Origin of the sequence: Thermoanaerobacter mathranii subsp. mathranii str. A3, assembly GCF_000092965.1 — a bacterium.
In the GTDB taxonomy this organism is placed as follows: domain Bacteria; phylum Bacillota; class Thermoanaerobacteria; order Thermoanaerobacterales; family Thermoanaerobacteraceae; genus Thermoanaerobacter; species Thermoanaerobacter thermocopriae.
Genome location: NC_014209.1, coordinates 829,495 through 843,089 on the forward strand (window position 1 = coordinate 829,495; position 13,595 = coordinate 843,089).

Here is a 13,595-nt window from a genome sequence, read left to right on the forward strand (position 1 = left end):
TTTGTATGTTATCTTTGTTCAAAAGGCCAAAAAAAGAGCCTCAACTGGTTATAAGAGAGGCTAAGATAAAAGATGCGAGGGGGATAATAAAGCTTTTAAACAGTGTTGGAAGGGAAAAATTGTATATGGTGTCAGAGACATTTAATTGGTCTGAAGAGGAAGAAAAACAGCTTATTAGAAATTTAGACCGCAACAAAGATTTGATCCTAGTGGCAGACTACGGTGGTGAAATCGTAGGCTGCCTTACTCTCTTTCGTTATTATGGAGGAAGGTCTCCTAAAGTACAACATGTAGGAGAAATAGGTGTAAGTATAGACGCTCGATTTAGGAATATAGGAATCGGAACAAAGTTGTTTACGGAAGCTATTAATTGGGCAAAAAGCAAAGGTTATGAAAAACTTTGCCTCAGTGTTTTTAGTACAAATGAAGTGGCGATACACCTTTACAAAAAATTTGGCTTTGAAGAAGAGGGAAGAAGACGACGACAGTTTAAAATTGGAGATGAGTATGTAGACGAGGTTTTGATGGGATTGTTTTTGTAAAATCCGTTTATATGGGAGATGGGCTCAAATGAACTATGAAGAAGCGATTAGCTACATACATGGTACATACAAATTTGGCATAAAGTTGGGATTAGAAAATATAAGAAGATTATTAAGTTATATGGGGAATCCTCAAAAAAGTCTTAAAATTATTCATGTTGCTGGTACTAATGGAAAAGGCTCTACATCAGCTTTTATAAGCAACATTTTGCAGCAGGCTGGTTATAAAGTAGCTTTATATACTTCCCCCTACCTCGAAGAATTTGAAGAGAGAATGAGAATAAATGGAGAAAATATTTCCAAGGAAAAGTTGATTTATTATGTTGAATATATAAAGCCTATAATATCTCGTATGGTGGAGGAAGGATACAATCATCCGACGGAATTTGAAGTGGTAACTGCAATTGCTTTTAAATATTTTTACGATGAAAAGGTGGATTTTGTAGTATTAGAAGTAGGACTTGGAGGCAGATTTGATGCGACAAATGCCATAGATTCTTCTTTGGTTTCTGTTATAACGACAATTGATTATGACCATACAGACAGATTAGGGCATACTTTAGGAGAAATTGCTTATGAAAAGGCTGGAATCATCAAGCAAAAGGGAGTTGTGGTGAGTTTTTATCAACAACCAGAAGCGATGAAGGTCATCATAGAAGCCTGTGAAGTAAGAAATGCTTATTTGACTGTACTTGAAAAAAGTAACGTAATTATAAAAGAACAAAACCCTGATTTTCAGATTTTCGACTACAAAAAATACAAGGACTTAAAAATTACTTTATTGGGAGAACATCAGATTTACAATGCCGCTTTGGCGATTGAGAGCGTAGAAAAATTAAGAATGTATGGATACGAAATCACAAAAAAAGATATAAAGGAAGGGCTTTATAGGGCAAAATGGCCTGGAAGATTGGAAGTAATGAGAAAAAAACCCTACGTAGTGATAGACGGTGCTCACAATCCTCAGGGAATGACTGCTTTGAAAGAGTCTTTAAAATTATTTAAATATGATAGACTGATTTTAGTAATTGGAATGCTTAAAGACAAAGATACACAGAAAATGCTGGATATCATTGTGCCAGAGGCAGATATTATAATAACAACTACCCCAATAAGTGAAAGAGCTTATAAGGCAAGTGAACTTGCACAAAAGATAGATAAAAAAAACGTAATTCCAATTGAAAATATTGAAAAGGCGGTAAAATATGCCTTGGATATAGCTAAGGAAGAGGATATGGTACTTTTTTGTGGTTCATTGTACATGATAGGTTATGTAAGGTCTATGCTTAAAAAGGTAATAATTAAAACATAATTTTAATATAATGTAAGGTGTAAAGGCCGTACTGAGAAGGTGGTTGTTATGGAAATAACGGGGACTGCATTGTTACAGGAGATAGATAAGGCACTAAAGGCGATGAAAGAAGCAGAAAGAAATTTAGAAATGCTGGAAAATGACAACTACCTTAAGATAAAGTTAGCAAGGCTAAAGTACGATTTTGCAAGACAAGAATATTTGAGACTCTTAAGGATTGCTAAAGAACAAAAAATCAAATATAACATGAATGAATTGATGGAAAAAATAATAGACGTATGATAAAGCGGTCTTTTGACCGCCTGATTTATTTTTCAGGTAGAAATGTTGATGTTGGCATTGAAAAAGAAATAGGAGTATGATAAAATGAATAATGTGTCGGGGCATAGCGCAGCGGTAGCGCGCGCGGTTCGGGACCGTGAGGTCGCAGGTTCAAATCCTGTTGCCCCGACCATTTTTATTTATGCAGGTTTTAAACTTTACCCAAAAGCTAAAAACGTGTGATCCTGTTTAAGTCCTCCTGCATATTATGGAATTATGCTAATATGTGGGGGGATGTGTTTTGCACATTTACATCGCCGATATGGGGGAAGATATTATTGAGCGAGTTAATTTGGAGACAAATCACAGAGATTTTGCAAAAATCAACTCATATAACAATAAACATCTACCATTAAATATCTATTCTAAGTATTTGTGTGGTCCACATCGATTGATTTTAGATAAACACAGGCAAAAACTATATTCTTTAAATGCTTATGATAATTCAATTAGCATAATAAACTTAGAAAATTTTACTCTAGAAATTTCCTTGTATGTAGGGAATTATCCTAATAATGGTATTATATATAAGGATTGTATATTAGTGGTTAATGGAGATTCAGATGCGATAAGTATTTTTGATATTGAAGAGAAAAAAGTAATAGGGCAAGTTAAAGTAGGGAGCTTTCCACAAGACATAGTTTATAATGAAAAGTATAATTTGATTTTTGTTAGCAATATGAACTCAGATGAAATTTTATTAATTGACCCTTATAGCTATAAAATTGTAGAGTTTATTGGAGCAGGAGCAAGACCTATAGGAATGACTTTTTCTGAGGATTGGGACTATTTATATGTGGTAGAAAGTTATTTTGAAACAGGAATAAATGGGAAAATTTCTATTATAGACTTGCAAAATTTTAAAGTAATTGATGAAATAGAAGTAGGAAAAGTTCCTACTATGGTGCGGAAAAAGGAAAACTTTTTATATGTACTTAATTCTTATTCTAATACCCTGTGCAAAATAGATTTATTTACAAAACACAAAAAAGAAGTTGTTTGTGGAAATGCACCTGCTTATTTGACTGTTTTAGATAAGTTCGCGTATGTTTCTTCTGTGGAAGAAAACAAGGTGAATATAATTGACATTGAGGAAATGAGAATAGTAAATTTTATTAAAACGAGAAAAGAGCCCCAAGGGCTTGTTATTGACCCGTGAGGGCTTTGATTATATAGGCGTACACTTCTTGAGATTTTTGCTTCCAATTATCGCAAATGAGTTTTGCTTGTTCGCTGTTTACTACGTTTATGTTCAGTTCAATCAAAACTATATCATTTTCTACTACTTTGCAATTGGCTATATATTGATTTTCGTCTTTTTTATAATAAGTAGCTATATATTGGGATTCTTGTTTTATTCTTTCTTTGTTTAAAAGGATGTACTCATCTATTTTTTGACGTGTTTCAAAGGGAATTCTTGTGAAAAATAGTTTTAAAATGTTTATACCTTCTTCTGTGATAAAATATTTTTCTTCTTCTAACTTTATAAAGCCAGTTTCTATTAATTCGTCAAGGTACTGTCTTAAATAGAAATAGTTCATAAGTTTGTTATCTAAAATAATTTTGCTTATTTGCTCGTCTGTAATAGGCATATTTATTCTGTTTAAGATGTATAATATAATTAATTTATTTTCAGCTAATTCTTGTATTTCGTAAGCCAAGTTACCACCTCGCAATAATACTATATGTGGTATGTTTAAATTAATTCTATCACAAAATATGTAATAAAAAAAGAGAGTATGGGAAAATACTCTCTTTTTTATCACTATTTTTGCATGTATTCTGATTCACTTCCTGCAGCACCTTGAGGGCCGCCTTGTGCAGGAGTAGAACCATATATACTGATGCCTCTTGACAGGGCAGATTCAGCAAAATGAACCATTCGCCTTAACATTTGTCCTCCTACTTTACCGCAATCTCGGCTAGATATATATCCCCAATAATCTTCAGAACCTTGCTTAACTGGAAGACCAAGTTCTGATGCGATTTCGTATTTCATATTATCAAGGGCTTTGTGAGCTTCTGGTACCATTTTTGGCCGATCATTCCAACTACCTCTTGCCATTTAAATCCCTCCTTACTCTTTCTCATACTTAATTTGTGTAGGTGGATAAAAAATATACTTTGAAAAATTTTAAAAAATATAATTTTGTTGTGCTAAAATATTTATGTGTATAAATTTTACTAAAAGGGTTGATATAGATGGAGAAACAAAAAATTTTAGAGCAAAAAATAAAGGAATGGGGAGCCTCTTTAGTAGGTTTTTCAAATCTTACAGGTATCCTTCCCGATAATCTTTCAGATATTCCTTATGGCATTACAGTTGTAATAAAATTAGCGGATAGAATAGTGGATGAAATTGAGAATAAGCCTACTCACACTTATTATCACCATTACCGTTCTGTAAATACCCTAATTGACCAGATAACCTTAAGAACAGTTCTTATTCTTGAAGAATGGGGCTATAAAGCATTAGCTGTTCCTGCTTCTCAATCGATTGCTGATTTGGGGGAATACAGGGGACTTTTTCCACATAAAACTGCCGCTACAAGAGCAGGGCTTGGTTGGATAGGAAAAAATGGCCTTCTTGTGACCGAAAAGTATGGACCAAGAGTGAGATTAGGAACAGTTCTAACAAATATGCTTTTTGAAACAGGAACCCCCATTACTGAAAGTAAATGTGGCAGCTGCAAATTATGTGTAGAAGCTTGTCCTGCTATAGCACTTTATGGTACACTATGGAAAGAGGGAATGCCGAGAGAAGAAATAGTTGATGCAAGAGCTTGCAGTGAATATATGAATAAAAATTTTAAACACATTGGAAGAGGATATGTATGCGGTATTTGTATGGAAGTGTGTCCTTATGGAAGGAAAAAATCTATTGACATGTGAAAAGGTTTTTGATAAAATAAAATTGAACAACCAAAACGTTTTGGAAAAGGTGGATATTAAATGGCAGTTACAATAAGAGATATAGCAAAATATGCGGGTGTATCTGTTACGACCGTTTCAAGAGCTTTAAACGGATATCCGGATGTAAGTGATGAAACCCGCGAAAGAATTAAAAAAATAGCGGAAAAACTTAATTATACTCCAAACTCTATTGCAAGAGGACTTGTTACGAATAAGACTCATACGGTTGGATTGGTTGTTTCTGAGTTAATAAAGCCGGGGGCGTATCATCCTTTCTTTCTCGAAGTGCTTGCAGGAATAAAAGCAGGATTAAGAAAAGATAAATATGACCTTATACTTTTTACTGTAGACCCAGAAAGCCAAGACATAACTTCCTATGAGAAGCTTTGCAATGACAGAAAAGTGGAAGGTGCTATTGTAGAAGGCTTAAAATTAAGCGATCCTTACATTGAAGAGATAAAGAAAACACAAATTCCCACTGTTCTGATTGATATACCGATACTTACTGATAAAGTGGGATATGTAAGTTCGGATAACGTTCAGGCAGCTTTTGAGGCTACAAGTTATCTTATAAAGTTGGGACATAGAAATATTGGATTTATAAATGGGCATAATGATGCGGCTGTAAGTTTTGAAAGGTTAGAAGGTTATAAAAAAGCTCTTGAAAAAAATAATATACCTTATAAAGAGGAATATGTAGTTTTTGATGATTTTACTCAAGAAGGTGGATATAACTCTTTTAAAACGCTTATATTTGAAAATCCAGAAATAACCGCTATCTTCCATGCTTCTGACTTGATGGCAATAGGTTCTTTCAAGGCAGCAAAAGACTTAGGCATGAAAGTTCCTGATGACATATCTATTGTAGGTTTTGATGATATTGAACTTGCATCCCTTATCACTCCAGGGCTCACTACTATACGACAGGATACTTTCAAGATGGGTTATAATGCAGCAAAACATCTTTTGTCTATTATAAAAGGTGAAAAACCTCAACATATAGTAATTCCTCATAAACTTGTAATCAGAGATTCGGCTAGAAAAATATAATTTTTTTAAAAGTTATCCAAAACGTTTCGGATAAAATTTTTAGTAAGGGTGGAGGTCTATAAGTGGTAAAGCATATGTTTTTAAAAGATGTAAACAATTTAATAAGTGAAGACAAATGGCTTATTTTTCAAGATGAGTACAGTTCAAATGTAAATTCCAAATATGAAACTATTTTTACACTTACGAATGGCTACATGGGCGTAAGAGGTACTTTTGAAGAGGGAAGTGAAGGAGAAAAGCCTGGGAATTTTATAGCAGGGATTTTTGATAAGGCTGATGCACAAGTGAGAGAAATAGTAAACGCTCAAAACTGGCTGGGAATCAAGTTGTATATTGAAGGTGAAGAATTAAGTTTGGATAAATGCCAATTGCTGGAATTCAAAAGAATTCTTGATATGAAAAAAAGTATTCTATTTAGGAGCGCGTTGATAAAAGACAGCAAAGATAGAATCACTCGCATTGAGGGATACAGATTTTTAAGCCGCAGTGACCGTCATCGTTCTGCAATTAAGCTATTTGTAACACCTGTAAATTACAGTGGGCTGATAGGGGTGGAGAGTCTCATTGATGGAACTGTTTTAAATTCAGCAGATAATCCAAAGTATAGAGTAAAGCATTTGAAGGTAGTTGACAACAGCAGTTTCAATAAAAATGGAGTTTATCTTGAAACAGCAACCATTGACAATGATATTCGCATTGCCACAGGCAGTACTATGAGAGTATATCCTTATGAAGATGGAGAGAAAAATAATGTAGCCAAATTTAGAAGATTTTTGCCTTTGGGTGAAACCAGTGTTGAATACTTTGAGTTTGAGGGTAGAAAAAACAGTACAGTGGTGATTGACAAATTTGTCATAACCTATACTTCAAGAGACGTAAAAAAAGGCTTATTAAAAAGTACGGTGGAAAAAGAACTTTTTGCTTTTGCTCAAGAAGGCATTGACAAAGAGCTGCATAGACATATTGAGGTATATGGGAAACTTTGGTCTGTTGCAGATATAAATATTGAAGGGGATGAGGAAGCAGATAAAGCTTTGCGGTTTAATATTTTTCATCTCATGAGTTCTGTCAATGAAAATGACCCCCTGGTAAGTATTGCTGCGAAAGCTCTTCATGGCGAGGGATACAAAGGCCATGTCTTTTGGGATACAGAAATATTTATGCTTCCGTTTTTCATATACGTGTATCCGCAGGCAGCTAGAACACTTTTGATGTACAGGTACAATATGCTTAATGCAGCAAGAAAAAATGCGGCTTTAAACGGGTATAAGGGAGCACAATATCCTTGGGAATCTGCAGATACAGGAGAGGAAGAGACACCTAAATGGGGATTTGATTACATGGGAAACCCTGTAAGGATATGGACAGGTGATTTAGAGCATCATATAACTGCTGATATAGCTTTTGCAGTGTGGGAGTATTTTAGAGCGACAGAGGATATTGAGTTTTTGCTGAATCATGGTGCAGAAATCATTTTTGAGACTGCAAGATTTTGGGTATCTAGGTGTGAATATGTAAAAGAATTAGATAGGTATGAAATAAACAATGTCATAGGTCCTGATGAGTTTCATGAACATGTTGATAATAATGCTTATACTAATTACCTTGCAAAATGGAATATTAAAAAGGGACTTGAACTAATAAATATGTTAAAAGAGAAATACCCTGAGCATTATTATGCAATATCAAACAAGATATGTTTGACAAGTGAGGAAATGGAAAAGTGGAAAGAAGTTGAAGAAAAGATATATATACCTTATGACGAAAACAAAAAACTGATAGAACAATTTGAAGGCTATTTTGATAAAAAAGATTATGTTATTGATAAATTTGATGAAAACAATATGCCTATATGGCCTGAAGGTGTTGATATAACAAAATTGGGTGATACCCAGCTTATTAAACAGGCTGACGTTGTTATGCTAATGCTTTTGTTAGGTGAAGAATTTGACGAAGAGACCAAAAGAATCAATTACGAATATTATGAAAAGCGAACTATGCACAAATCTTCATTAGGTCCCAGCATGTATGCCATTATGGGGCTAAAAGTAGGTGATCACAAAAACGCATATCAATCTTTTATGAGAAGTGCCAACGTTGACCTTGTAGATAATCAGGGGAACACTAAAGAAGGTTTGCATGCTGCATCTGCTGGTGGTACATGGCAAGTAGCTGTTTTTGGATTTGGTGGAATGGAAATTGATAAAGAAGGGAGATTAAATATAAATCCGTGGCTGCCAGAGAAGTGGGATAAACTTTCGTATAAAGTATTCTGGAAAGGCAACTTGATAGAGGTAGTTGTGACAAAAGATGATGTGTCAGTTAAAAAAATAAAAGGAAAAGATAGCATAAAAGTAAAAGTAAAGGGAAAAGAGATTACTCTGGCATAGCTTGATGAGGTATAGGCAGGTGGAAACCTGCTATACCTTAAATAAATTGATTAAGTTTTAAGGGGGGATAAGTGAATTTAGAGTTAAGTTTAATGTCCTCAGCAAAATATTTTAATATAAAATTGTGAAAGGGGAAAGTGGTAATGAGTAAAAAAATTTTAAGTATCTTTGTTTTGACGATTTTCTTGTTGTCAACTGTTTTGACTGGCTGTTCCTCTAGTAAAAATAATACTTCCAGTGCCAATGAGACAAATACACAAAAACAAGAGACAGCAAAACCAGTTACTATAAAATTAGGCATGTGGTCATCATCTCCAGCAGAAAAGAAAATAGTGGATGACCAAATAGCTAAGTTTAAAGAAAAATATCCGAATATAGATGTGCAAATTGAGACAATTGTGGGAGATTACATGCAAAAATTACAAACAGAACTGGCGTCAAATACAGCACCAGATATATTCTATCTTGACAGCATGCCGGCACCACAGCTTATGTCATCCGGGGTTTTAGAGCCATTAGATGATTATATTAAGAAATACAATGTGGATGTAAATGATTTCGAACCTGCTTTGCTTTCCGCTTTTCAGTGGGAAGGAAAAACTTATGGTTTGCCAAAGGATTTCAACACTCTAGCCTTGTTTTATAACAAAGACATGTTTAAAGCGGCTGGAATAAATGAGCCTCCAAAAACATGGGAGGAATTAAGAAATGTAGCTAAAAAGTTGACAAAAGACGGTGTCAAAGGTTTGGTTTTATCAGCAGACCTTGCAAGATTTGATGCTTTTATCAATCAAAATGGCGGTTCAGTGTATAAAGATGGAAAAGTTACTTTAAATCTGCCAGAGAATGCACAGGCACTTGATTTTTATGTGAGCCTTATCACAAAAGACAAAGTTGCTGACACGCCACAAAACATGGGAGAAGGCTGGAATGGAGATGCTTTTGCTGCTAAAAAAGCTGCAATGGCGATAGAAGGTGGCTGGATGATACCCTTCCTCAAAGAAAAAGCTCCTGATTTAAACTATGGTATAGCAGAGCTCCCAACAGGAAAGCAAAAATCTACAATGGCTTTCACTGTTGCATATGTGATGAATAAAAACAGCAAACATAAAGATGAAGCCTTCAAACTTATTGAGTTTTTGACCGGTAAAGAAGGACAGCAATTTGTAGTAGATTCAGGCCTTGCACTTCCATCGAGAAAGTCTATGCAAGAAGGATTTAAGGAGAAATATCCTGAAAGAGCTGCCTTTGTAGATGGTGCTTCTTATGCGGTACCATGGCAATTCGGTTTGTATGGCACAAAGGTAGTAGATGCGGCTAATAAAGCTTGTGAAGCATTAATAATGAAGCAAATAAGTAGTGCTCAGCAAGCTCTTGATAACGCACAAAATGAAGTTGGACAATAATTTAGGTGAGCAGCACCTTATTTTAGTAAGGTGCTGCAATTATGATTTTTTTAGGTTGAGGGGAAGGATGTATTTATGGAAGCTAAAATGACTATGAAAAAAAGGTATTTATATGAAGCTTTGTCAGGGTATGCTTTTGCGTTGCCTTTTATTGCTTCAATATCTATTTTTTTGATAGGACCATTAATTTATGCTTTTATTATAAGTTTTAAAGAATTTTCTTTTTTAAATCCTGAAGCAAGCCAATGGATTGGGTTTGCAAATTATATAAAATTACTCAGTGACCCAACGTTTAAAAGAGCTCTTTTAAATACAACACTTTATTCTTTAGGAGTAGTACCAACACAGCTTGTTATTGCCTTAATACTAGCATTAATTGTAAATTCGGATATTAAAGGTAAAACATTTTTTAGAGTAGCCTATTATATACCAACTGTTACCTCCACAGTTGCAGTTTCTGTAATATTTTTGTATCTATTTAAAGCAGATGGTTTAGTTAATGCTTTGTTGGCTAAATTTGGCATACAAGGTCCTACTTGGTTTAATGATGTAAGGTTTGCGCTTCCTTCTATTATGATGATGGCGATATGGTCTTCGGCAGGTAATTACATGGTAATTTTTCTTGCTGGGCTACAGGATATACCATCAGAATTGTACGAGGCTGCGGAAGTAGATGGAGCTAATAAATTTCAAAGATTTTTCAAAATTACCCTTCCAATGTTGCGACCAATAGTGTTTTTTAATCTAGTAATGTCATTAATTGGTACTTTCCAGGTTTTTGACCAAGCCTATGTAGTATCCCAAGGAACTGGGGGGCCTCTTGATGCTACAATGACAGTCGTGCTGGATATATATAGGACAGGATTTAGAGATTTTAACATGGGTTATGCTTCAGCTATGGCTTTTGTATTATTTGTAATAATCTTGATATTGACTCTTATACAGCGAAAGCTTTTCAAAGAGGAAACCTATTAGGAGGTGGCAATAGATGAAAAAGGTGTTGCGGTTTTTATTTTATACCGTTGTAGTAGGATATGCAGTAATTACACTTGGCCCTTTTATATGGTCTATAATAACATCTCTAAAACCCACCAGTGAATTAAATACTTTTGCTGTAAATATAAAACATTTGACTTTAGATAACTATAAAATGATAATCACAAAATTTCCCTTTTTGAGATGGTTTATAAATAGTGCTATAGTTGCAGCTATAGTAACTTTTGGCAATATACTGTTTAATTCTATGGCAGGATATGCCCTTGCAAGAATAAATTTTCCTGGAAGAAATTTATTGTTTATGGTTGTGCTTGCTCTCATGATGGTACCAGGACAGGTAGTGATGGTACCAACTTATATCCTCCTCAGCAAATTGGGCTGGGTAAACACTTACATGGGTCTTACAATTCCATTTTTGACCAGCAATTTTGGAATATTTTTAATGAGGCAATTTTTCTTATCTCTTCCCAAAGAGTTAGAAGAAGCAGCTACAATTGACGGCTTGTCACGATTTGGGATTTTCTTTAAAATAGTTTTGCCTTTGTCTAAACCTGCTCTTGCAACTCAATTCATTTTTATGTTTACTGGCAATTGGAATAGTTTCTTGTGGCCTAGTCTCTTGACGTCTAGTGATGATATGTATACACTGCCGGTAGGACTTAATTCCTTTTACGGCCAATACTATCAATTTTGGAATCAGGTAATGGCAGGAGCTATACTTTTGACATTACCGACTATATTAATATTCTTAGTATTCCAGAGATATTTTGTAAAAGGAATATCTACAACGGGATTAAAATAAACGTAACGGAGGAGGAATAAAATGGCAAGATATCGTGGAGTAATTTTTGATTTGGATGGTGTTATTACAGATACTGCAAGATACCACTATTTAGCATGGAAAAAGCTTGCTGATGAGTTAGGAATATATTTTGATGAAGTTATCAATGAGAGGCTAAAAGGTGTAAGTCGCCTTGAGTCTTTAGAGATAATTTTAGAAAAAAGTGATAAAAAGTATTCTCAAGAAGAAAAAGAATATTATGCAAATAAGAAGAATGAGTATTATAAAGAGATGATAAAGAGAATTACGCCTCAAGATTTATTGCCTGGAGTGGAAAGATTCATTGAAGAGCTTAAAAAAAGAGGCATTAAAGCAGCAATTGCTTCTGTTAGCAAAAATGCTTTTACTGTTTTAGAAAATTTAAAAATAAAAGATAAATTTGACTATATAGTAGATGCAAACGAAATAAAGCATGGAAAGCCTGATCCGGAAATATTTTTAAATGCAGCAAAGCATTTAGGAATTCCTCCGGAGAGGTGTATTGGAATAGAAGATTCTGCTGCGGGCATCACTGCAATAAAAAGAGCAGGGATGTATGCAGTAGGAGTAGGCAATCCTGAAACGGTGAAAGAAGCCGACTTAATTTTAAAGGATTTAAGTGAAGCGTATAAAATATTAGAATTGCTGTAGTGTAGAAATATTCCCCTGTATTTGGGGAATAATTTTTTATAAAAACTCTTGCATTTTAAAAAAAATCGTAATATAATATAACTGTAAGCGGTTACAGTAAATTAAGAAAAGGGTGTCAAAATGGCGACGATAGACGATGTGGCAAAATTAGCAGGGGTTTCCATTGCAACTGTTTCGAGAGTTTTTAATAATAGTCCTTTAGTAAGTGAAAAAGCTAGGCAAAAAGTTTTAAAAGCGGCAGAAGAGCTAGGATACAAACCTAGTATGCCAGCCAGAAGTCTAGCGATGAAGAAGACAAATACTATAGGGTTAATTGTGCCTGATATATCAAACCTTTACTATGCGGAAGTAGTAAGAGGTATTGAAGATGTCTGCAATATTTATAAATACAATATTACTTTGTGTAATGCAGACAACAAAAGAGAAAAAGAATTTCAATATATAGAAATGCTAAAAAATCGGTGGGTTGACGGAATAATATTTCACTGTGACTATTTTTCAAAAGAGCATTATGAAATCTTTAAAAATGGCAATATAAAAGTAGTACTTGCAGGAAGAACAACAAAGTTTGATGTGCCATACGTAGGAATTGATAATTTTAAGGCGGCTTATGATGCAGTGAATTATTTGATATCATTAGGTCACAAAGAGATTGGAATTATTCATGGACCTTTAGACGAGATGAAGGAAACCATAGATAGTGTGGATAGGCTAAGGGGATATAAACAAGCTCTTATTGACAATGGATTACCAATTTATGATAAATTTATTAAAGAAGCAAATTTTAAGTATAAAGGTGGATATAATGCGGCGATGGAAATGTTAAAAGGCGCGATGAGACCTACTGCTATATTTGCAATAAGTGATATTATGGCAATGGGAGCAATAAATGCGGTGTTTGACAGTGGGCTTTCATGTCCAGAAGATGTATCAGTAATGGGGTTTGATAATATTGACTTGTCAGAAGCGACAAGGCCTTCTCTTACTACTGTATCACAGCCTATGTACGAAATAGGGGCTGTTGCAGCGAGAATGCTTATAAAGATGTTAAATGGGGAAGAAATTGATGAGTATCAGATAATTTTAAAACACAAAATTGTAGTAAGAAATTCCTGTATATCTCCAAAAAAATAAATTTTGTTTTATTTTTTGAATTGTAAGCGCTTACAGATCTAGCATAAAAAGTACAGTGAA

The 13,595-nt window shown here is 34.3% G+C and carries 14 protein-coding genes and 1 tRNA gene; 13 read left to right on the forward strand and 2 right to left on the reverse strand.

The window, feature by feature from the left end:
• The first annotated feature begins 5 nt into the window (after window positions 1-5).
• From TMATH_RS03945 to TMATH_RS03965, 5 genes are all read left to right on the forward strand, one after another.
• Entirely contained in the window at window positions 6-542 is a 537-nt protein-coding gene (locus TMATH_RS03945) for a GNAT family N-acetyltransferase (protein WP_013150057.1), read from the forward strand.
• Between the two features lie 28 nt (window positions 543-570).
• A complete protein-coding gene (locus TMATH_RS03950; RefSeq protein ID WP_013150058.1) occupies window positions 571-1,854 on the forward strand; it encodes a bifunctional folylpolyglutamate synthase/dihydrofolate synthase in 1,284 nt (427 codons plus the stop codon).
• Window positions 1,855-1,902: 48 nt separating this feature from the next.
• The gene (locus TMATH_RS03955) at window positions 1,903-2,136 is read left to right on the forward strand and encodes a hypothetical protein (RefSeq protein WP_012994834.1); all 234 of its coding nucleotides are present in this window, start codon (window positions 1,903-1,905) and stop codon (window positions 2,134-2,136) included.
• Between the two features lie 97 nt (window positions 2,137-2,233).
• Window positions 2,234-2,308, forward strand: a tRNA-Pro gene (locus tag TMATH_RS03960).
• A gap of 108 nt (window positions 2,309-2,416) precedes the next feature.
• Window positions 2,417-3,334: a YncE family protein gene (locus TMATH_RS03965; RefSeq protein ID WP_013150059.1), complete on the forward strand. Its 918-nt coding sequence runs from the start codon at window positions 2,417-2,419 to the stop codon at window positions 3,332-3,334.
• On the opposite strand, the gene TMATH_RS03970 is transcribed toward TMATH_RS03965, so the two are convergent.
• Together TMATH_RS03970 and TMATH_RS03975 are read right to left on the reverse strand one after the other, a co-directional pair.
• Window positions 3,321-3,836, reverse strand: coding sequence for a DUF4364 family protein (locus tag TMATH_RS03970; protein ID WP_013150060.1), 516 nt, complete (start codon window positions 3,834-3,836; stop codon window positions 3,321-3,323). The genes TMATH_RS03965 and TMATH_RS03970 overlap by 14 nt on opposite strands.
• A gap of 104 nt (window positions 3,837-3,940) precedes the next feature.
• Entirely contained in the window at window positions 3,941-4,240 is a 300-nt protein-coding gene (locus tag TMATH_RS03975) for an alpha/beta-type small acid-soluble spore protein (protein WP_012994839.1), read from the reverse strand.
• A 137-nt stretch (window positions 4,241-4,377) separates the two neighbouring features.
• On the opposite strand from TMATH_RS03975, the gene TMATH_RS03980 reads away from it, so the two are divergent.
• From TMATH_RS03980 to TMATH_RS04015, 8 genes are all read left to right on the forward strand, one after another.
• Entirely contained in the window at window positions 4,378-5,067 is a 690-nt protein-coding gene (locus TMATH_RS03980) for a 4Fe-4S double cluster binding domain-containing protein (RefSeq protein WP_013150061.1), read from the forward strand.
• A gap of 60 nt (window positions 5,068-5,127) precedes the next feature.
• A complete protein-coding gene (locus tag TMATH_RS03985; RefSeq protein ID WP_013150062.1) occupies window positions 5,128-6,138 on the forward strand; it encodes a LacI family DNA-binding transcriptional regulator in 1,011 nt (336 codons plus the stop codon).
• 62 nt (window positions 6,139-6,200) lie between these two features.
• Window positions 6,201-8,528: a kojibiose phosphorylase gene (locus tag TMATH_RS03990; RefSeq protein ID WP_013150063.1), complete on the forward strand. Its 2,328-nt coding sequence runs from the start codon at window positions 6,201-6,203 to the stop codon at window positions 8,526-8,528.
• A gap of 143 nt (window positions 8,529-8,671) precedes the next feature.
• Complete coding sequence (locus TMATH_RS03995; protein ID WP_013150064.1) at window positions 8,672-9,934, forward strand: ABC transporter substrate-binding protein; 1,263 nt, start codon at window positions 8,672-8,674, stop codon at window positions 9,932-9,934.
• A 75-nt stretch (window positions 9,935-10,009) separates the two neighbouring features.
• Window positions 10,010-10,909 carry a carbohydrate ABC transporter permease gene (locus TMATH_RS04000; RefSeq protein ID WP_013150065.1) on the forward strand — a complete coding sequence of 300 codons (900 nt, stop codon included), beginning with the start codon at window positions 10,010-10,012 and terminating at the stop codon, window positions 10,907-10,909.
• 13 nt (window positions 10,910-10,922) lie between these two features.
• Window positions 10,923-11,732, forward strand: a complete 810-nt coding sequence (locus TMATH_RS04005) for a carbohydrate ABC transporter permease (protein ID WP_013150066.1) — start codon at window positions 10,923-10,925, stop codon at window positions 11,730-11,732.
• Window positions 11,733-11,753: 21 nt separating this feature from the next.
• On the forward strand, window positions 11,754-12,401 hold the full coding sequence (gene pgmB / locus TMATH_RS04010) for a beta-phosphoglucomutase (protein WP_013150067.1): 648 nt from the start codon (window positions 11,754-11,756) through the stop codon (window positions 12,399-12,401).
• 120 nt (window positions 12,402-12,521) lie between these two features.
• Entirely contained in the window at window positions 12,522-13,535 is a 1,014-nt protein-coding gene (locus TMATH_RS04015; protein ID WP_013150068.1) for a LacI family DNA-binding transcriptional regulator, read from the forward strand.
• The last annotated feature ends 60 nt before the right edge of the window (window positions 13,536-13,595 follow it).